This window comes from Flavobacterium collinsii (genome assembly GCF_946903285.1).
GTDB classification, from domain to species: domain Bacteria; phylum Bacteroidota; class Bacteroidia; order Flavobacteriales; family Flavobacteriaceae; genus Flavobacterium; species Flavobacterium collinsii.
Window position 1 is genome coordinate 5,375,322 of the sequence record NZ_OX336425.1, and the last position, 21,004, is coordinate 5,396,325.

General features: G+C 34.4%; 23 protein-coding genes. 13 read left to right on the top strand and 10 right to left on the bottom strand.

Annotated features, from left to right (window positions below):
• Positions 1-12 precede the first annotated feature (12 nt).
• From OGZ34_RS21525 to OGZ34_RS21570, 10 genes are all read left to right on the top strand, one after another.
• The gene (locus OGZ34_RS21525; RefSeq protein ID WP_173966375.1) at positions 13-675 is read left to right on the top strand and encodes a phosphoribosylanthranilate isomerase; all 663 of its coding nucleotides are present in this window, start codon (positions 13-15) and stop codon (positions 673-675) included.
• Entirely contained in the window at positions 665-1,846 is a 1,182-nt protein-coding gene (gene trpB / locus OGZ34_RS21530; RefSeq protein ID WP_263361700.1) for a tryptophan synthase subunit beta, read from the top strand. Before OGZ34_RS21525 ends, trpB begins: the two co-directional genes overlap by 11 nt.
• Before the next feature lie 13 nt (positions 1,847-1,859).
• Entirely contained in the window at positions 1,860-2,177 is a 318-nt protein-coding gene (locus OGZ34_RS21535; RefSeq protein WP_263361701.1) for a gamma-glutamylcyclotransferase family protein, read from the top strand.
• A 12-nt stretch (positions 2,178-2,189) separates the two neighbouring features.
• Positions 2,190-2,927: a carbon-nitrogen hydrolase family protein gene (locus OGZ34_RS21540; protein WP_263361702.1), complete on the top strand. Its 738-nt coding sequence runs from the start codon at positions 2,190-2,192 to the stop codon at positions 2,925-2,927.
• A gap of 187 nt (positions 2,928-3,114) precedes the next feature.
• Complete coding sequence (trpA, locus tag OGZ34_RS21545) at positions 3,115-3,876, top strand: tryptophan synthase subunit alpha (RefSeq protein ID WP_263361703.1); 762 nt, start codon at positions 3,115-3,117, stop codon at positions 3,874-3,876.
• Positions 3,877-3,970: 94 nt separating this feature from the next.
• Entirely contained in the window at positions 3,971-4,597 is a 627-nt protein-coding gene (locus OGZ34_RS21550; protein WP_173966370.1) for a hypothetical protein, read from the top strand.
• A gap of 174 nt (positions 4,598-4,771) precedes the next feature.
• Positions 4,772-5,401 carry a TetR/AcrR family transcriptional regulator gene (locus tag OGZ34_RS21555; RefSeq protein WP_173966369.1) on the top strand — a complete coding sequence of 210 codons (630 nt, stop codon included), beginning with the start codon at positions 4,772-4,774 and terminating at the stop codon, positions 5,399-5,401.
• The gene (locus OGZ34_RS21560; RefSeq protein ID WP_173966368.1) at positions 5,391-6,710 is read left to right on the top strand and encodes a TolC family protein; all 1,320 of its coding nucleotides are present in this window, start codon (positions 5,391-5,393) and stop codon (positions 6,708-6,710) included. The genes OGZ34_RS21555 and OGZ34_RS21560 overlap by 11 nt, the downstream gene beginning before the upstream one ends.
• Before the next feature lie 12 nt (positions 6,711-6,722).
• Positions 6,723-7,802, top strand: a complete 1,080-nt coding sequence (locus OGZ34_RS21565) for an HlyD family secretion protein (RefSeq protein WP_173966367.1) — start codon at positions 6,723-6,725, stop codon at positions 7,800-7,802.
• A 3-nt stretch (positions 7,803-7,805) separates the two neighbouring features.
• Positions 7,806-9,395: an MDR family MFS transporter gene (locus OGZ34_RS21570; RefSeq protein WP_173966366.1), complete on the top strand. Its 1,590-nt coding sequence runs from the start codon at positions 7,806-7,808 to the stop codon at positions 9,393-9,395.
• Positions 9,396-9,592: 197 nt separating this feature from the next.
• Here OGZ34_RS21570 and yaaA read toward each other — a convergent pair whose 3' ends face one another.
• Entirely contained in the window at positions 9,593-10,351 is a 759-nt protein-coding gene (gene yaaA, locus OGZ34_RS21575; RefSeq protein ID WP_263361704.1) for a peroxide stress protein YaaA, read from the bottom strand.
• Between the two features lie 303 nt (positions 10,352-10,654).
• Between yaaA and OGZ34_RS21580 the strand changes: the two genes are divergently transcribed.
• Together OGZ34_RS21580 and OGZ34_RS21585 are read left to right on the top strand one after the other, a co-directional pair.
• Positions 10,655-12,112: a CCA tRNA nucleotidyltransferase gene (locus OGZ34_RS21580; protein WP_173966364.1), complete on the top strand. Its 1,458-nt coding sequence runs from the start codon at positions 10,655-10,657 to the stop codon at positions 12,110-12,112.
• Between the two features lie 23 nt (positions 12,113-12,135).
• A complete protein-coding gene (locus OGZ34_RS21585; RefSeq protein ID WP_173966363.1) occupies positions 12,136-13,161 on the top strand; it encodes a COX15/CtaA family protein in 1,026 nt (341 codons plus the stop codon).
• 216 nt (positions 13,162-13,377) lie between these two features.
• On the opposite strand, the gene OGZ34_RS21590 is transcribed toward OGZ34_RS21585, so the two are convergent.
• The 9 genes from OGZ34_RS21590 to OGZ34_RS21630 form a co-directional block, all read right to left on the bottom strand.
• On the bottom strand, positions 13,378-14,145 hold the full coding sequence (locus OGZ34_RS21590) for a LytR/AlgR family response regulator transcription factor (RefSeq protein ID WP_173966362.1): 768 nt from the start codon (positions 14,143-14,145) through the stop codon (positions 13,378-13,380).
• A gap of 43 nt (positions 14,146-14,188) precedes the next feature.
• Complete coding sequence (locus tag OGZ34_RS21595) at positions 14,189-14,557, bottom strand: 2TM domain-containing protein (protein ID WP_173966361.1); 369 nt, start codon at positions 14,555-14,557, stop codon at positions 14,189-14,191.
• 18 nt (positions 14,558-14,575) lie between these two features.
• Positions 14,576-14,947, bottom strand: a complete 372-nt coding sequence (locus OGZ34_RS21600; protein ID WP_263361705.1) for a 2TM domain-containing protein — start codon at positions 14,945-14,947, stop codon at positions 14,576-14,578.
• Positions 14,948-14,962: 15 nt separating this feature from the next.
• Entirely contained in the window at positions 14,963-15,268 is a 306-nt protein-coding gene (locus OGZ34_RS21605) for a 2TM domain-containing protein (RefSeq protein WP_263361706.1), read from the bottom strand.
• 2 nt (positions 15,269-15,270) lie between these two features.
• On the bottom strand, positions 15,271-15,600 hold the full coding sequence (locus tag OGZ34_RS21610; RefSeq protein WP_173966358.1) for a 2TM domain-containing protein: 330 nt from the start codon (positions 15,598-15,600) through the stop codon (positions 15,271-15,273).
• Entirely contained in the window at positions 15,590-15,904 is a 315-nt protein-coding gene (locus tag OGZ34_RS21615) for a 2TM domain-containing protein (RefSeq protein ID WP_173966357.1), read from the bottom strand. The genes OGZ34_RS21610 and OGZ34_RS21615 overlap by 11 nt, the downstream gene beginning before the upstream one ends.
• 2 nt (positions 15,905-15,906) lie before the next feature.
• On the bottom strand, positions 15,907-17,265 hold the full coding sequence (locus OGZ34_RS21620; RefSeq protein ID WP_173966356.1) for a 2TM domain-containing protein: 1,359 nt from the start codon (positions 17,263-17,265) through the stop codon (positions 15,907-15,909).
• 21 nt (positions 17,266-17,286) lie between these two features.
• Positions 17,287-17,910 (bottom strand): hypothetical protein, encoded by a 624-nt coding sequence (locus OGZ34_RS21625; protein ID WP_173966355.1) that lies wholly within the window; start codon positions 17,908-17,910, stop codon positions 17,287-17,289.
• 328 nt (positions 17,911-18,238) lie between these two features.
• The gene (locus OGZ34_RS21630) at positions 18,239-20,398 is read right to left on the bottom strand and encodes a TonB-dependent receptor (RefSeq protein WP_263361707.1); all 2,160 of its coding nucleotides are present in this window, start codon (positions 20,396-20,398) and stop codon (positions 18,239-18,241) included.
• A 141-nt stretch (positions 20,399-20,539) separates the two neighbouring features.
• On the opposite strand from OGZ34_RS21630, the gene OGZ34_RS21635 reads away from it, so the two are divergent.
• Positions 20,540-20,998: a DinB family protein gene (locus tag OGZ34_RS21635; RefSeq protein WP_263361708.1), complete on the top strand. Its 459-nt coding sequence runs from the start codon at positions 20,540-20,542 to the stop codon at positions 20,996-20,998.
• Positions 20,999-21,004: the final 6 nt, after the last annotated feature.

Genomic DNA, 21,004 nt, shown 5'->3' on the forward strand with positions numbered 1-21,004 from the left:
AAAATAAAAAAAATGAAACTAAAAATCTGCGGTATGAAATATCCCGACAATATACTCGAGACAGGAGCGCTCCTACCCGACTATATGGGATTTATTTTCTGGGAAAAATCCGTTCGCTATTTTGACGGAACAATTCCGGAACTGATTCATACCATAAAAAAGACAGGCGTTTTTGTGGATGAAACTGTTGATAATATTATATCAAAAGCAGACAAATATCATTTACAAGCGGTTCAGTTACATGGAAAAGAATCTGTTGAATTTTGTCAGGAACTAAAAGCTAAAATTGATGCCAAAATTGATGTTACCATCGAAATCATAAAAACATTCTCTATTGATGAAAATTTTGATTTTAAAGTCTTAGCACCTTTTGAAAGTGTATGTGATTACTTTTTGTTCGATACAAAAGGAAAATTACCCGGTGGAAACGGGACTACTTTTGACTGGAAAATTTTAGAAAATTACAAATCTGAGAAACCGATTTTCTTAAGCGGTGGTATTGGAATTGAAGAAATCCCTGCGATAAAAAACCTCAAAATCCCTGTTTACGCTATTGATGTAAACAGTAAATTTGAGACAGAACCTGGATTGAAAAATATAAGTCTATTAAGAAAGTTTCGGAAAAATCTAAAACCTGCAACTTTAAACCCTAAACAACTATACAATGAACTATAATGTTAACGAAAAAGGATATTACGGAGAATTTGGAGGGGCTTACATTCCCGAAATGTTATATCCGAATGTCGAAGAATTGCGTCAGAATTACTTAAAAATAACAAGCGAACCTGATTTTAAGGCAGAGTTTGATCAATTACTAAAAGATTACGTAGGCCGTCCCAGTCCCCTTTATTTCGCCAAGCGTTTATCGGAAAAATACAATACAAAAATTTATCTGAAAAGAGAGGATTTAAATCACACCGGAGCACATAAAGTCAACAACACGATTGGACAAATTTTAGTTGCAAAACGTCTGGGTAAAAAAAGAATCATTGCCGAAACGGGCGCAGGTCAGCATGGTGTGGCAACCGCTACAGTATGTGCTTTAATGGGATTGGAATGTATTGTATACATGGGTGAAATTGACATTGCACGTCAGGCACCAAACGTAGCACGTATGAAAATGTTAGGTGCCGAAGTTCGTCCGGCACTTTCAGGTTCCAAAACTTTAAAAGATGCTACCAATGAGGCGATTCGTGACTGGATTAACAATCCGGTAGATACCCATTACATTATTGGTTCAGCAATTGGACCACATCCTTACCCAGATATGGTAACCCGTTTTCAAAGTGTTATTTCAGAAGAAATCAAATGGCAGTTAAAAGAAAAAGAAGGACGTGAAAACCCGGATTATGTTGTTGCTTGTATTGGTGGCGGAAGTAATGCGGCCGGAACCTATTACCACTTTCTACACGAACCTGAAGTTGGAATCATCGCGGTAGAAGCAGCTGGAAAAGGGGTCGATAGTGGTCACAGTGCCGCAACCAGTAAATTAGGAAAAGTGGGGGTTATTCATGGTTGTAAAACTCTTTTAATGCAAACTCCTGACGGACAAATCACTGAACCATATTCAATTTCTGCTGGTCTTGATTATCCGGGAGTTGGCCCTATGCATGCACATCTGGCACAAACTGGTCGCGGAGAATTCTTTTCCGTTACGGATGATGATGCGATGAATGCTGGTTTACAGCTTACCAAATTAGAAGGAATTATTCCGGCAATAGAAAGCGCACATGCCTTTGCTGTTTTAGATCAGAAGAAATTTAAACCAACGGATATTGTGGTGATCAGTCTTTCCGGCCGTGGAGACAAGGATTTAGACAATTATATCGAGTATTTTAAATTGTAATACAGTAGCAACCATGGAAAAGTTATTCTCTTACGGAACATTACGATCGAAAGAAATTCAGATGCGACTCTTTAATAAATTATTAATTGGTACTCCGGATCAGCTGCTGGGTCACAAACTAAAAAGCCTGCAAATAGAGGAAGAATTTGGAATGGCAGATTATGTTGTAGTTGTACCAACGGAAGCCCCTTCGGACCCTATACACGGTGTTGTTTTCAATATTTCGAGTACTGATTTGGCTAAAGTAGATCTATTCGAATCTAATGCGTATAAAAGAATTCAGGTAACCCTGAATTCAGGAGTAGTTGCCTGGATTTACATCGAAAACTAATAATCGCAAAGAATGATTCTAGCAGCAGCGCAAACAAAACCATTACGGGGAGATATTGATTCAAACCTATTAGAGCATTATCGTCTTGTAGATCTGGCCGTTCAAAATGGGGCACAATTAATTGCCTTTCCTGAAATGTCGATCACAGGTTACGAAAGAGAATTTGCTCAAAAACTGGCTTTTAATGCTGACGATTCAAGATTGGATCATTTAAAAAAATTAGCCGTCGAAAATAATATTGTTATCATTGCCGGCGCACCAATTCAGATCGCATCAGAATTATTTATTGGAGAATTTATTATTGCCCCGGACAACTCTGTTTCTATATATACGAAGCAATTTTTGCATGAAGGGGAAGATCAGTTTTTTCAGTCTTCTTTCGATTTTAATCCAATGCTTACTATCGAAAACAAGAAGATTTCCTTTGCCATTTGTGCTGATATTGACAATCCGCTGCATCCCGAAAATGCGTGTAAAAGAGGGGCTGATATTTATATTGCCAGTATTTTCTTTTCACCAAACGGAATTCCAAGTGCTTATCGCGATTTACAAGCTTATGCTCAGAAATATCAAATGAATGTTCTAATGTCTAATTTTAGCGGTGAATCATGGGGATCTCCATCAGCAGGACAAAGCGCATTTTGGAATAACAAAGGAGAATTAATTGCGCAAATGAATGATTCAGATTCTGGATTATTATTGTTAGAAAATCAAAATGATATTTGGAAAAGTAAGATTATAAAAAAATAATGCTACAGATTTCAAGGACTAAAAAAGATCTAATCATAAAGTAGTTTAAAAAATATGTGCAAATCGGCTTAAATCACTCAAAATCTGCGTGAAATACAACCAACAAAAATCCAATAATCTATAGTAAGATAAAATTTAAACCTATCTAAGAGGCTTTCAAAATCTATTAGAAGAAAAAGTAAAAACAATGAACAGAATAACTCAAAAATTAAAAGAAGATAAAAAGATTCTTTCTATTTATTTCTCAGCCGGATATCCGAACTTAAATGACACCGTTCAAATCATTCAGGATTTAGAAAAAAATGGTGTCGATTTAATCGAAATTGGTTTGCCTTTTAGTGATCCTTTAGCCGATGGCCCAACCATTCAGGCAAGTTCTACTCAGGCACTTCACAATGGAATGACTACTCAAATTCTTTTTGACCAGTTGAAGGACATCCGCGAAAGCGTAAAAATTCCGTTGATTATAATGGGATATTTTAATCCGATGCTGCAATACGGAATCGAAGAATTTTGTAAAAAATGTGCCGAAATTGGTATCGACGGGTTAATTATTCCAGATTTACCGGTAGATGTTTACGCAGACCAATACAAAGCGATTTTCGAAAAATACGGCTTAATCAATGTCTTCTTGATTACCCCACAAACTTCAGACGAGCGCATTCGTTTTATCGACAGTGTTTCAAATGGCTTCATCTATATGGTAAGTTCTGCAAGTGTCACAGGTTCTCAGGCAGGTTTTGGAAATATTCAGGAAAGCTATTTCGAAAGAATTGCCCAAATGAATCTTAAAAACCCACAAATTATTGGTTTTGGAATTTCAAATAAAGAAACATTCGATCAGGCTACTAAATTTGCAAAAGGGGCTATTATCGGAAGTGCTTTTATCAAACATCTGAGTGAAAGCGGAAGCAAGAAAATTGAAGAATTTGTTGGGGAAATTAGATAATTAAAAGATGAAAGTTTTTAAATCTTTATTATATCCTTTTATTCTCTTAATTTTCATAAGCTGTGACAGGAGTTGGCATTTATCTGAGTTATATATGCAAAAGATAGAAAATTCTTCAAAAGTCATCTATAAATATGATGCTTGGGGAGGTCGAGATTCTCATATTTTTGGTTATGCTATTCTAGATTCAACAGATGTATTTGATATCGATAATGTCAAACCATTACCTTTTCAATATTTTGAAAGCATTCCAACAAAACGAAATATTTTCGGTGTTATTTGTAAAAAACTTGATGATCAAGAAGTTTCAAACAAAATCTTTTTTCCTTTAGAAATTAAAGTTGATGAAGAAAATGGGATTAAAATCAAAACTAAAATTTTTCAAAATGATGGTTTTACAAGTAGAAATCAAGGTTATAAAAGATATAAATTTGAAACATTTAAAGAATCTCAGGACAGTATTTTCTTTTATAATTTAAATGATGTTAAAAGTTTAGAACCTGAGCATTTAGATATTTTAAAATTAAAAAAAACAAATATTTTTATCGGGACGACAAGTCCAAATGTAATTTCCACAATATCAATTGAAGATTTAAAACTATCACCAAAAAATGAGATTATTTCTAATATTCGATATGAACTAACTCCTAAGAATAAAACCGATATTAGATTATTTTCTAATACTGGAATTTTTAAAGCAGTGAAATTACCCAAAGATTAATTTTCAACAAAAGCCTGAAAGACCTTATTTTTTCAGGCTTTTTTTATTCCCAAACATCAAATTTAGTGGCAAAATTGTCGAAATCGCTTTGTGTTAATATTTTGTTAAAATAAAATTAAACAAACGTTTAATTTAAACGCTTGTTTAATTTTGTACCCGATTAGAAACAATACCATGTCAAACTTCGAATTAAACGATAAAAAAATTCAGATTCTTGAGGTTGCCGAAAAGCTATTCTCTGAAAAAGGATTTGAAGGTACATCGATACGGGATATCTCAAAACATGCCAAGATTAACATTGCCATGGTTTCGTATTACTTTGGTTCAAAAGAAAGATTACTTGAAGCCTTAATCATTTACAAGACTTCTGATTTAAAGTTAAAGCTCGAAAATTTATTACAGGAAAACTTAGAACCTGTTGAAAAAGTCAATAAATTAATCGAAATTTACATTCAGAGAATCAGCTGTAACAAAGGGATTTTCAGGGTCTTACATTTTGAAATAAACGCAAAAAAAAGAGAAAAAAGTTTTATTGCCTTCACAGAACTTAAAAAAGGAAATTTAAAATCTGTTGAAAGTATTATTAAACAAGGTCAGGAAAAAGGAGTTTTCAGAAAAGATGTTGTCATTCCGCTCATCACTCCAACAATTATCGGAACCTTTTTTCATTTTCACATGAACAAACCTTTCTTTGAAGAATTATTGAACTTAAATACCGAAGAATTGTACAATAATTATATAAAAACCAGTCTTACAAAGCACATTCAACAAACTATAAAAGCTCTTCTTGTTTATGAAAATTAATCAATTAATGCTCTTTGGGATTTTCTTTATCGGAATTTCATCAATTGAAGCACAAGAAAAAACAAGTTTAACCTTAGGCGAGGCCGTTAAAATGGCTTGGGAAAAAAGTAACGAAGTTACGCTTGCCAATACTAAGGTAAACACGAAAAAATACGAATTAAAAACCGTAAAAGACAATCAATACCCGGATATTAAAATTTCTGGTCAATACCAACGCCTTACAAAAGCGTCGATTAGTATGCCAAATCAAGGCGAAAATGCATCTTTGGCATCTCCGGACAGAGCAATGTTTGGAATGGCAAATTTAAGTCTGCCTTTATTTGCAGGATTCAAGATTCAAAATAGTATTGATGCTTACGATAATTTATACGAAGCAGAAAATGCTACTGCCGCAAAAACAAAAGAGGATGTTGCTTTAAGAGTAATTACCTATTACACTGCTTTGTATAAAGCTCAAAAAACACTGGATGTTTTAAATGAAAATCAAAAAAGCGCGAAACAACGTGTTACTGATTTTACAGAACTGGAAAAAAATGGAATTATTCCCAGAAATGATTTATTAAAGTCTCAATTATTAGTTTCAAAAACACAATTATCTATTGATGAAGCGACTAACAATCTTAACAATATCAATTTCTATCTAACCACTTTATTAAAATTAGATCCTAATACTAAACTTCAGGTCAATGAAAATGATTTTTTCAACTTAAAAACAAGCAACGCGCCAACATCAGACGCAGTAGCTCTTGAAAACAGAAAAGATCTGGAAGCAATTCGTTTACAGCAAAAGGCTTCTGAATCAAATATCAAAGTAGCAAAAGCAGCATACTATCCTACATTAGCCTTACTTGGCGGTTATACAGCTCTGGACCTAAAAGACATTATAACTGTAAGATATGCCATGAACTTTGGATTAGGTTTAACTTATGACTTATCCGGAATTTACAAAAACAGTGCTCATGTACGAGTAGCTGAAAGCAAAGCTCTGGAAGTTAAAAATAGTGAGGCTGTAATGACGGATCGTATTAAAGTTGAAGTTCAAAAATCTATTGAAGACTATGATTTGGCTATAAATCAAAGTGTAGTTTATGATGAAGCACTTCAACAGGCAAGTGAAAATTACAGACTTGTAAAAGATAAGTTTGACAATGGCTTATCAGACACTAATGATTTGGTTGAGGCAGACGTTGAACAATTAAGCGCCAAAATCAATACTGCTGTATCTAAAGCTACAATAATTCAAAAATATTACGAATTACTTTCAGTATCAGGACAATTATCACAATCATTCAATCTTTCTAAAATATAATCGATACCTCTCATGGAAAAGAAAAAAACAAATACTAAATTCATCATCATACTAACCGTTTTGGTTTTAGTGGGCGGAACATACGGAATCACAAAATACTTACACTCACAAGCTCACGAAGAAACGGATGATGCTCAAATCGAGAAAAAAATGAATCCAATTATTCCTAGAGTATCTGGATATATTAGTAAAGTATATGTGAAAGATAACGACTTTGTAAAAAAAGGAGATACTTTATTTACGATTGACAAAAGAGATTACCAGTTAAAAATCGACGAAGCAAATGCCGCATTATTAGGTGCTGAAGGTCAATACGAAGCTGCAAAAGCTGATATTGGAAGCGCTAATGCAAGTATCTCAGTTTCTGATGCGCAAATGAAATCTGCAACAGGTTCTATAGAAAGTGCAAAAATTAGATTAAGACAAATCACGAACGATTACAACCGTTACAATAATTTGTACAAAACTCATACGATTACAAAACAACAATATGAGCAGGCTTTATCTGCAAAAGAAGAAGCTGAAAATCAGGTACGTGTTTTACAAGATCAACAAAAAGCAAGTTCTTACCAAAAATCAGTAATTCAATCGAAATCAAAAGTTTCAGACAAACAAACTGAAGTAGCTGCTGCCAATATCAAAAAAGCAAAAACAATGTTAGATGTAGCGCATTTAAATCTTAGCTATACTGTTGTAACTGCGGCAATTGATGGTCAGGTTTCTAAAGTAGACATTCAACCTGGACAATTGGTTCAACCTGGACAATCTTTATTTTACATCATCAATAACAATGAAGCTTGGGTTGTTGCTAACTTTAAAGAAACTCAATTAAACAAAATGGTTATTGGACAAAAAGTTAGCTTAAAAGTTGACGCTTATCCAAATTACGAATTCAAAGGTACTGTAACCTCTTTTTCGCCAGCAACAGGATCTCGTTTCTCCTTATTACCTCCTGACAATGCAACAGGTAACTTCGTAAAAACAATTCAAAGATTACCGGTAAAAATTAGTTTAGACGAATCTAACGATCCGGAGAAAGTAAAATTACTAAGACCAGGAATGAATGTTGATGTAGATGTACATTTAAAATAAAATATGGCAACAGCAGTACAAGCAGATGACGATTTAGTAGAATACGGTTTTAGACGTGTGATCATTACGATTACTGCAGTACTTTGTGCACTGTTAGAAATTGTAGATACCACTATCGTAAACGTAGCACTAACAGACATGCGAGGTAGCCTTGGTGCTACTTTAACTGATGTGGCTTGGGTAATTACGGCATACGCGATTGCGAATGTAATTGTAATTCCGATGACGAGCTGGCTATCGCAACAATTTGGAAGACGTAATTATTTTGTGGCCTCTATCATATTATTTACGGTTTGTTCCTTCTTATGTGGTAATGCCAGTAATATATGGGAACTAGTTGCCTTTAGGTTTGTTCAGGGTATGGGCGGAGGAGCTTTATTAGTTACTGCCCAAACTATTATTACCGAAAGTTATCCCATCGCAAAACGTGGAATGGCTCAGGCGATTTACGGAATGGGAGTAATTGTAGGTCCAACCTTAGGTCCGCCATTAGGAGGATACCTGGTAGATAACTACTCATGGCCTTACATTTTTTATATTAATATTCCATTGGGAATTATAGCTACAATTTTGGCGCTAACTTTCGTAAGAAGTCCAAAATATGGAGAAAAATTAAAAGCCAATCAAGTAGATTGGTGGGGAATTATATTGCTTGCTGCCTTTATCGGATCTCTACAATTTGTTTTGGAGCACGGGCAACAAGACGATTGGTTTAACGATTCGACTATTGTAACTTTAAGTGTGGTTACGGTACTTGGATTAATTTTATTTGTCTGGAGAGAGCTTACTTATAAACACCCAATCGTAAACCTAAGTGTTCTTAAGGATGGAAATCTTAGAATTGGAACTGTAATGTGTTTCATTCTTGGTTTTGGTCTGTACGGTTCTACCTTAATTATTCCGATATACACGCAATCTATCCTAGGATGGACCGCAACAGATGCCGGATTATTATTGATTCCGGGATCTATTACCACAGCAATCATGATGCCTTTTGTGGGGAATATGATTCAGAGAGGGGTTCCTCAGGGATATATGGTGGGAGTAGGATTCCTGGTTTTCTTTTTCTTCACCTATATGATGCAGACCCGAATGACTCCGGATACCGGCGTTGAACACATGTATTGGCCATTGATTTTAAGAGGAATTGGTTTGGGACTACTTTTTGTACCTATTACCACACTATCACTTTCTACCTTAAAAGGAAAACATATTGGTGAAGGAGCTGCTTTTACCGGAATGATGCGACAATTAGGAGGTTCTTTTGGTATTGCAATTATTACCACTTTTATCACCCGTTTGAGTCAGGAACACAGAGTTAACTTACTAACCAATTTAGATCCTGCAAAATACGACGTACAACAACGTATTGCAGGAATGCAAAGAGCTTTTATGTCTAAAGGATATTCAGCCGATGTTGCACTGAAAAAAGCCTATCAGGCTCTGGAATATTCTGTAATGAAACAAAGTACGGTAATGGCATATATGGATATTTTCATGTATCTCGGCATCATGTTCTTATGCTGCATACCAATTATTCTTTTAATCAAAAAAGGAAAAAACAAGATTAATCCTGCTGATGCAATGCATTAATAATAATTGATTTATAATACGCAAAACGCCGAATTCAAAAATCGAATTCGGCGTTTTACTTTTAAATATATTTGATCCATCATGAAGGGATTAAAATCCCTCCCTACAATATAATTCGAGCCTACGGCTCTTTTTGACTACAAAGAAAAACCTAAGTAACTCAGCATCTTAGCTCCTCAGAACCTTAAAAAAAAAACCTATCTCGTAAAAACCAGATGATTTCCTTTCGAAAGGTTAGCATCAAACTGATAACCTTCGTAATTAAATCCTTTTAAATCTTCAATTGTTTCGGCATTGGTATCAATAATATAGCGCACCATCATACCTCTAGCCTTCTTCGCAAAGAAACTGATTATTTTGAGTTTTCCGTCTTTATAATCTTTAAAGTCTGGCGTAATCACTGGAACTTTTAACGCTTTTACATCTACTGCCGAGAAGTACTCGTTACTGGCCAAATTCACAAACAATTCACCTTTGGTCAATTCTTTATTTAAAGCTTTTGTCACTGTTGGTTTCCAAAATTCGTGCAGGTTTTTATATTCGTCTACAGGTAATTTTGTTCCCATTTCTAAACGGTAAGCCTGCATTAAATCAAGTGGTTTCAACACTCCGTAAAGCCCCGATAAAATTCGGAGTTTACTCTGCAAAACCTCAAGTTTCTCCACTGGAATAGTATAAGCGTCAAGGCCTGTATAAACATCGCCATCAAAAGTATAAATTGCCGGACGGGCATTTTCAGGCGTGAAAGGTGTTTTCCAATCCTGATTTCTTCTCCAGTTTAAATCGGATAATTTATCTGAAATAGACATTAATTCAGATAACTCAGCAGGTTTTTTAGTCTTTAATATTTTATGAACCACACGCGCTTCTTTTAAAAAAGCGGGTTCTGTATATTGAGTAGTTGGTAATTCTTTTTCGAAATTTAATGACTTCGCAGGCGATATAACAATTTTCATGTGTGCATTTTTATATACTTCAAAAATACAAATTGAATTTTTAAAAATAAGAGATCTGAATTGATTTGTTCGATCGCATTATAAATGTTTCTTTTTGCCACGAATTACACGAATTTTCGCTAATTTCTTTTTTCTATACCCAATCTAATTCGCGGAAATTCGTGTAATTCGTGGCAACCTTTCTTCTTTTAATAAAATTCAAGCACTCAAACTGTGAATTTATTCAAAAAAGTGAGCCTTAGATTATAATAGGCATTTTCTATGTTGTAAATTTGCCTGCATTTCATTTCTTAGAAATTGAAAATGTTTTTTTATTCAAAAATTAGTGAATTCGTGGCTATACAAACAAATTATAAAACCGCTTTACAACATAAAATCTTCGATATCATTTCGAAAGCATCTCAGGAACTCAACGTTGACAGTTATGTTATCGGGGGGTTTGTTCGGGATTTACTTTTAAACAGAGGTTCAAAAAAAGATATTGATATTGTTGCTGTAGGTAGCGGTATTGAATTGGCATTAAAAGTTTCTGAATTACTTCCTAAAAATCCAAAGGTACAGGTTTTTAAAACCTACGGAACGGCGATGCTTCGTTTTGAAGATACCGATATTGAATTTGTTGGAGCAAGAAAAGAATCTTATAGTTCTGACAGCCGAAATCCGATAGTTGAAAACGGAACATTGGAAGACGATCAAAACCGTCGGGATTTCACCATTAATGCTTTGGCTTTATCCCTGAACGAAAAAAACTTTGGAGATCTTTCCGATCCTTTTAATGGCTTGACCGATTTAGAAAATAAAATCATCAAAACACCTTTGGATCCGGACATTACTTATTCTGATGATCCTTTGCGCATGCTGCGTGCTATTCGTTTTGCAACGCAGTTGAGTTTCGAAATTGAAGAAAATTCATTAAATGCCATCACAAAAAATGCCGATCGCATTAAAATTATTTCAGGCGAAAGAATCGTTGACGAATTAAACAAAATTCTGTCAACTCCTAAACCTTCAACAGGATTTTTACTTTTGTACAAAACGGGACTTTTAGATCTAATCTTACCCGAATTAACCGCATTGAATCAGGTTGAAGAAATCGAAGGTCATACCCATAAAAACAACTTTTACCACACACTCGAAGTGGTTGATAATATTTGTCCAAATACAGACGATGTCTGGTTACGTTGGGCAGCATTACTGCACGATATTGGAAAAGCGCCAACAAAACGTTTCAACAAAAAACAAGGATGGACTTTTCACGGACATGAGTTTTTAGGTGGAAAAATGACCAAGAAAATTTTCGAACGTTTGCACATGCCTTTGAATCACAAAATGAAATTTGTGCAAAAGATGGTTGTAATGAGTTCACGCCCAATTGTTTTGGCTGATGATGTAGTAACTGACAGCGCTGTACGTCGTTTGGTCTTTGATGCCGGTGAAGATGTCGAAAATTTGATGACTTTGTGTGAGGCAGATATCACGACCAAAAACCCGTCAAAGTTTAAAAAATACCATAAAAACTTCGAGATCGTTCGCAAGAAAATTGTTGAAGTCGAGGAACGCGATCATGTTCGTAATTTTCAACCGCCAATTTCCGGTGAAGAAATTATGGAGATCTTCGATTTGAAACCTTCACGAGAAATCGGAGTTTTAAAAGAAGCTGTTAAAGAGGCTATTTTAGAAGGTGATATTCCGAATGAATATCAGGCTGCTTATGATTTTGTTATTAAAAGAGCTGAAAAATTAGGCTTAAAAAAAATATAAGGAATTAAGTATTATTTTATAAAATGAAAAAAGGAAATAAATCAGTAATCATTTGGTTGCTATCAGGTTGTGTTTTATTGTTTTTAATGGTTGTTGTAGGCGGAATTACGCGTTTGACAAATTCAGGCTTGTCTATGACCGACTGGCATTTGGTAACGGATACTTTTCCACCACTGACAGAAGCAAAATGGAATGAAGCTTTTGAACAGTACAAGAAGTTCCCCGAATATCAAAAAATCAACATACACAATGATTTTCAGCTTTCAGATTATAAATTTATCTATTTCTGGGAATGGTTTCACCGTTTCATCGGTCGTATTATTGGTCTGGTTTTCTTTGTTCCTTTTGTTTATTTTTTGATTCGAAAAAAACTGGATCGCCCAACTATAAACAAATGTATTGTACTTCTGGCAATGGGAGGTTTCCAGGGTTTTCTGGGATGGTTTATGGTGCGCAGCGGATTAATAGACAATCCGGATGTTAGCCATTTCAGACTTTCATTACACCTTACTTTTGCCTTTATCACTTTTGCATACACTTTGTGGGTGGCTTTAGATTTAATTTATCCGGAACGCAATATTTACAAAGTAATTCCACTTCGTAATATCGCAAGATTCTCTTTAGTAGCTTTACTCATTCAAATTATTTATGGTGGTTTCGTAGCGGGACTTAATGCCGGCTTAATACACAATCATTGGCCTTTAATGAGTGACGGGCAATTTATACACGACTCTGTATTTATTGAACAATCAACTTTGGTCAAAAATTTAATTGAAGGAAAAAGTGGTGTTCAGTTTGTACACCGAACTTTTGCTTATGTAGTAGTGGCTCTCATTCTTTTCTTATATTACAAAGGGACCAAATTTTCGCTTACCAGAAATCAATCCACCGGAATCAAAGTTCTCGTTGTTTTCGTTTTCATTCAATTTTTGTTGGGGGTATTTACGCTTTTATACAGTGTTCCTTTAGCTTTAGGATTAATTCATCAAATTATGGCTTTCTTTTTACTAAGCGCCATGACTTTTACATTACACCGATTGAGTAAATAATAACTTAAATTATATAGAAAGAGCTGGAAAATTCCAGCTCTTTCTTATTTAGGATATGGCCCGAGCCTACAGCTCTCCACATTTGATAACCTATTTTTTAAAGCGGATTAAATTCTGAAGGAATGACAAATATTGTAGCAATGGATTTTAATCCATTGAAAAATAAATTCAACCCACAAAAAAGTTCCGTAGGAACGACACATTTAGTAAATAAGTTTACCCTAGCCAGTTTTTAAAGTCCTGTACTTTCTCGCGGCTTACAATTACCTCATCTTCCTTATAAGAAGGTAAAATTACCTTTAACCGTGAATTGGTATACACCTGAATTTCTTTTATGGCGGAAAGCGGAACGATAAATTTTCTGCTAACGCGAAAGAAATCTTTTTTATCAATTTCCTGTTCCAGAATTTCTAGAGTCGAATCGATTAAATAGTTTCTATTGTCAAAAGTGTGAATATAGGTTCCTTTGTTTTCACTAAAAAAACATTCGATTTCGTCTGTTGTAATGACTTTTAAATGTTGCCCAATTTTAACTGTAAATCGTTTTTTATAATTCTTTTCAAAGGGATTTGACAACATTTGACGAATTTGTTCAAAATCAAGTTGCAAATTTGAATTTTCTGAACTTGTTTTGGGCAATCTTGTTTTGAATTTTGCAACGGCAACTTCGAGATCATCTTCGTCAATTGGTTTTAAAAGATAATCAATACTATTTAATTTGAATGCTTTTAAAGCATATTCATCGTAGGCTGTTGTAAAAATAATAGCACTTTGAATATTTATTTTTTCGAAAATTTCAAACGACAAACCATCGGATAATTGAATATCAAGAAATATTAGATCCGGATGTTCATTATTCGTAAACCAATAAATCGATTCTTCGACAGAGTGTAACATGGTTTCTACAGCAATATCCAGCTTTTCGAGTTTTCGTTGTAACAATCTTGCTGCCGGTTTTTCGTCTTCTATAATTAATGTGGTCATTTAATTTAGTTAAAATGCAAAAAATTAAAAATTGAGTTTAAAATTACTTCCATTTATTTTTATTCTGAGCCTCTCTCTCCATATATTTTTGAATTTTCTTTTGCTCCCAATCTTTATTGAAAAAGATATCGCGTCCAAAAACCGAAAATGCATGAATCGCTAAAGCAATGCCCCAGAAAAATGCCGTTGAGTAGATCTCCCAATCTCTAAATCCTCTTACGACAAAGTGATCACCAATATAAGTTTTATTCAGACTCGAAATAATGATGATAATATTCACCATTATATAAACTCTTAAATGCGAATAAAATCCTTTAATTCTTTTTACTTTTTTGTACGCCAAATTGAAACTTTCGTCTGTACTAAATTCGTGTGCATAATCTTCGTACATCTGTCTTCTAAACTGCCCCATAATATTATAAATTAAAAATTATTGCCATTTTGTATTGTTGTTCTGAGCATCTCTTTCCATATATTTCTGGATCTTTCTTTGCTCCCACTTGCTACTAAAAAAAAGGTCAGGCCCAAACACTGTCAATGCGTGAATCACTAAAGCTATTCCCCAAAATATTGCGGTCGAATAGGTACGCCAATCCAATAACCCGTTTTCATAAGCACTATGACCAAAATAGTCTCTGTTTAAATTGGAAACCACAATGATTACATTAACAATTAAATAAACTTTTAAATGTGAGTAAAAGCCTTTAATTCTTTTCACTTTCCTGTAGGCCAAATTATAGCTTTCGTCTGTACTAAATTCATCCCTGTAATCATCATACCTCCCATTTCTATATCGTCTCATTTTACTTTGATTGCGTTATTTCCATTTACTTTTACTCTCCCGCTCTTTCTCCATCAGTTCTTTGATTTTTCTTTCTTCCCAGTCTTTTCCAAGAACCGGAAATACTTTAAAAACTTTCAATCCATGAAAAACGACTCCAACTCCCCACCACATTAGCGGCCAATAAAACCATAAAAAACCAGGTGATGTATATAAATTGATAAAAACCAGAAGAAGATTTACAATGACAAACGCCGTTAGGTTACCGTAAAAACCTTTGATTTCCTCTACCCTCTTTTTTGCGAGATAATATTTATCCTCTTCATTCAAATTTACTTCCATGATTACTCCCATTTTTGTTTTTTTTCTTTTTTCTCTAAAATACTTTTCACCTTTCGCTCTTCCCATTCTTCTCCAAAAATTTTAAAAGAAGCGAATATATCTATTGCCGATACCAGAAAAGCAGTAGTCCAAATACACATCACCAGACCGTTCAGATATTTTACAGGAAAGATGTTAAGCGGAAGTCCAACATAATCCTTTAAAATGTAAAGTATGACACCAATGATGTAGAGAAACATATGAGTATAAAAAGCTTTTAGCTTCACAACCTTTTTACCGGCCATCTTTTGAAATTCAAAATCTTCCTGCTCTTTATCAAAATTAGTTTCCATACTTATTTTCAGATTTACTTATTTTTTCTTTTTCTAAAATTTCCTTAATTTTTTTTGCTTCCCAGTCTTTTCCGAAGAAAGGCGGAATATTAAACACCGACAATCCGTGCAGTACTACTCCTATTCCCCAACCCAGTACGCACCAAACAAACCATAAATAACCAGGCGAAGTCAAGAGATTTATCATTATTAAAATGATGGTTACAAGTATGAAAACGGTCAAATGTTCGTAAAACTCTCTAATTTCTTTTACTTTTTTTCGGGCTCGATAAAGACGTTCTGCCTCTGTATAATCCGGTTCCATAACTATTTCCAGTTTTTTTGTTTGTTTTCGCGCTCCAAAATCTCTCTGATTTTTCGTTCTTCCCAATCTGAGCTGTAACCAAAAACTTTAAAGGCATGCATCACTACTCCAAATCCCCAGCCTAAAGCCGAAAACCAAAACCACTGAAATCCAGGAGAATACCTCAAATTTATAAAAATTAAAAATGGTACCACACAACAATATGAAATTACGTTACCGTAAAACCCTTTTAGTTCCTCTACTCTCTTTTTAGCTCTGAAATAAGCTTTATTTTCGTCGCTATATTCTGCACTTGTTTCCATAACTGTAATTTGTTTGGTTAAAATTGGAATTTTAACGGTGAAATTTTCTTCGTTTTGTTCAATCAGAACCTTTCTGTTGGTTACAATTGAATATCGGTTAACAATGTTTTGCAATCCTACTCCCTGTCGGTCCTGCAAAACTTCTTTTTTCTGAAAGTCGTTTTGAATCGCCAGATAATCTCCTTCTATAAAAATTCTAATATGCAATGGTTTTTGCTCACTGACTATGTTGTGTTTTACAGTGTTCTCTAATAAAAGCTGCAGTGATAGCGGAACTACTTTTGCTTCTGGATTTATGTTTGCAGTTGGTAATTCGTAAAACAAACTATTCTCGAATCGCATTTTGAGCAAATTCATATAGGTTTTGGCAAACGACAATTCATCTTCAACAGAAACTAATTCCTTATCTTTTTGCTCTAAGACGTAGCGGTAAATTTTAGATAATGAAGTCGTAAATCGTTGTGCATTATCAGGATTCTCTTCAATTAAAGAACTAAGAACATTTAAACTATTAAAAAGAAAATGCGGATCTATCTGATTTTTTAAACTTTCGAATTTAGCATTTGCCGTTCCTGCAATAATCTTTTGTTGTGTTATCTCGAATTTGGATGCCTGTTTCCATTTTACCATAAAGCTTCTTGCTTGCAGGAAAGTAGAAACTCCCAAAGACAAAATGATATAAAAAAGATGCACCCAAAGCATCCTTGCTCCAAAAAACACCTCTAAAGTCACATTTTGCAGAACCACGAAAATGAAATAATTTATTCCTAAAACTACCGGAATCGTATATAAAATAGTGCACAAAATTCCATAATAAACTCTCAGATTGGTTTGCTCCAGCCAATCCCATTTTCGATCCAGAAAAACACTGATATATCCGTTACCAAAACCCAGTCCGAAAGAATAAAGGCAGCTCACAAAAAAAGTAATAAGAACATTTTTAACAGTTAAGTCATCGCCTAAAAAAGCACAGAACAAAATTGTAAAGACCATAGAAATCTTGAAACATATAATGGTTCCACTTTTTAAATCAGCAAATGAGTTTCTATGATCTTTCATTCTATTCTGTTGGTATTAAATTTATTTTTTACAATTTTTCTGAGTTTCCAAAGCTCTTTCTAATCCCCATTTTGGAGAAAAAGGTGTCGCTGGTTTAAAAGTAGCAAAAAGTTCGACAGCTTTATCAACTTGTGCACATAACGGTTTTGTATCAACACCTGACCATTTTGCTCCTCCTATTTGATAATCGGCTTCACCAAAAACAATTCTAGGGTTATTTGGATCAATCGCTTTTCCTTTTGCATAAGCTTCCATAACTTTAGCCGAATATTTCATTCCGTTTGTCATTGGATCAGCTACTACCCAGGCTGTATAAATCAAAGCCTGCATTGCATACAATTCGGCATTGTTCTGATCTTTTATTAATTCCGTATCCAGCGCATCTTGTGCTTTGGTCAATAACAAATCAATTTTGGTTTTGTCTTTTTCAGAGAACGCTGCTGTAGTGTTGATTAAGGCTACATAATAATTTGGTAAATAACTTGTTTTTTCTGCTGCAGCAATTCTTTCAAACATTGCCGAAGCCTCTGTATTTTTTCCTTCTTTCCAAAGCCCAAAAGCTTTTCCCATTCCTTGTTCAAACTGTGTTTGTGCAGATATTAAACTACAAATAAATAAAGTAATAATTGTAATAATCTTGGTCATGATTTCTTGTTTTTAAAGTTGTTACTATTTTAAGATTCTGGAATTCTAAGTTTTTATTGATGATTAAAACTCTTTTTTTAGATTCAAAGGTTAAGAGTGGCAAAGGCTCAAAGGTTTTGATTTTCTTATTCTTAACCTTTATCTCTCTGCTCCTTTTAATTTATACTTCAAAAGTATATCGGATTTTATTCTTTTAAAATTAAATGATACTGAGTTGTTGATTTTGATGACTGAATTGTTTTTTTGAGATTCTGAGGTTCTGAGGTACTAAGGTTCTGAGTCTTGTTCTAAATAGCTTAGTCCCTTAGCATCTCAGAACCTTAGCCGCTTACAAATTTTTCAACTGATTCTCGTTTTTATTCTGACTAATGGTCCAGAAGAAACCAACGAAGAAAAAGCGATCGGCGGTTGGTATAATGGCTTGTCTGTTGTAAACTCCGTTGGTATCGGGATTTCTGGCGTAATCATATCCAAAAACATTTTGAGTTCCCAATACATTTGAAACAGAGAAATACAGGATTTTTTGAGTGGTTAATAAATAGGCCCAGTTGAAGCTCAAACTATTATAAGCTTTTGTTCTTCCATTCATGAACTGCGTCTGATTCGGGTCGTTGTATGGACGTCCTGAGCTGAAACTGTTAGTGAAACCAATCTGAGATTTCCAATCGGTAATAAAATATTTTGTTACGACAGACAAACTATGATTAGCAATAAAGCTTGGAGTTGTCATAGTTGGGAAGTTCTTGTATTGTCTCTCGGAATCGATATACGAATAGGAAATCCAGTACTCCAGATTTTTATGCAAATTGCTGTCTCTCCAAAACAAATCTAGCCCTTTGGCATATCCTGAACCGTTATTATTGAAGACTGAATTGTACTGGACATCTCTTGTATTGTACTGTACCAAATTGCTGTAATCTTTATAATAGGCTTCGGCTCTAAATGTTTGTCCCGGTCTGGTAAACTGATAATTTAAAATATAATGTCTTGCTTTTTCGCTTTCAAACTGGTGGTATTTTGAGTATTTAATATAATCAACTACTGGCGTTTGTGTAAAATCTCCATAAGCAAATGAAAACTGACTGTTTTTTGAAACTTTATAAGCAATAGAAGCCCTTGGAGCAATATTTGTTTCGTCTAACAAACTGTTATTCGAAAGTCTGAAACCCACTTTTGCAGCCAGTTTTTTCGAGAATAAAATATCTCCTTCTGTGTAAAAAGCCGTAATGTTTGAATTGTAACCGTTTGCTGTTTTTAGAGCAATGTTATCCGTATAATTTTCATTAAACTTTGTGATGAAATAATCTGCTCCAAAAGACAATTTAAAATAATTTGAAATATTCTTTCTTAATTTCAATTTTAGCTGCGCTGCATTTTCATTATTGTCTACATCATTAATGTCAAATTTGATTTTGTTTTTGCTGTAGCCGTAACTAACTCCCGATGTCAATTGCCAGCCTGTTCCAAAATCTCCTTTATAAGAAGCGTTCAGATAAAAGTTATTATTGTCTAAATCTGTTCTGATTGGATTAACAAAATTGACATTTTTCTGATTCAGATCGAATTTTTCAGCATCAAAAGCGGCATATAATTTAAAAATACCTCGCTCAAAATGATAGCGATACACTGCTTCTCCTCCCAACGACTGGTATGGATTATTCCAATCTACATTTTGTGGAATCACAGCCTGATAAGGTGCCAAATTGATATAATTGGTATTAATACTAAAAGAACTTTTTTTCCATTTTTGAGTATTCCCTACTCCTAAACCTACAGTCATTAAAGCAATATCCGTTTTATTCTGATCCGGTTCATCCTGTGTGTTCAATAACAAAACACTTGAAAGTGCCTCGCCGTACTCGGCTGAATATCCTCCGGTGGAGAAAGCAATTCCGCTAAACAAAAACGGAGAAAATCTGCTTCGGGTTGGTAAATTGTTTGTTGTTGCACCATAAGGTTGTGCCACACGAAGCCCGTCTACAAAAGTTTGTGTTTCGCTCGCTTCACCTCCGCGAACAAACAAACGCCCGTCTTCGCCAACAGTCTGCGTTCCCGGTAAAGTTTGCAGCGCAGCTATAATATTTCCGGCTGATCCGGCGGTGGTTACAATATCCAATGGTTTTAAAACCGAAACCCTAGCTTTATCACCTGATTCTAATGTTCCCGCGGTAATAACAACCGCATCAAGAGCATTTACATTCTCTCTCAGTTTTACTGTCTGATCTTTATAATTGGCAACATCTATTTCCTGTTTGAAAGTTTCGAAAAGCAAAAAACTCACTACCAAAAATTTATTTCCTTTTTCACTGGTTTCAAACGAAAAGTTACCCGTCTCAGAACTTGTAGCGCCATCATAAGTTCCGTCTATATAAATATTAGCGCCCTGAACTGGCTTTCCCTTTTGATCAACAACTTTTCCTGAAATCGTATTCTGGGCAAAAGTAAAAATGGTAAAGAATAATAAAATAAAAGTAATTTTGGTTTTCATGATTTTGGTTTTTGATAGAGCAAATGTATTTTAACATTTCCTGTTAAAAAATATTAAATAACCCAATTGTAGAATTTTAAGGATGAGTTGTAAATTACTTATTTGTATCTTAGCTTTTGTGTTTTAAAACTGAAATCAATTATGTCAGAAAGCAAAAGAATTTCGAATCTGTACCAGTCTATTTATAATGGAAATCCCTGGTTAGAAGTTAACATGATAAATACACTACATAACGTTAGTGCAGCTCAGGCCTACAAAAAAGTCAACCCGAATTTAAACACGATTTGGGAAATTATCAATCATCTGATACAATGGCGAAGAAATATTTTAAAGCGTGTTCAGGGGGAAACCATTATAACGCCCGACCATAATTATTTTGTGCCTGTTTTAGATTCATCCGAAGAAGCTTGGGAACAGTCACTTCAAAATCTGGAGAAATCGCAGGAATTATGGAATGCATTTTTTGAAGATTTTGATGATAATGATCTGTCCAAAATATATACAAACAATGGCCATACCTACTACGAGCATATACACGGAATTATCCAGCATGACGTATATCACCTGGGACAGATTGTTATTTTGAAGAAACTGCTTTAAAACAAA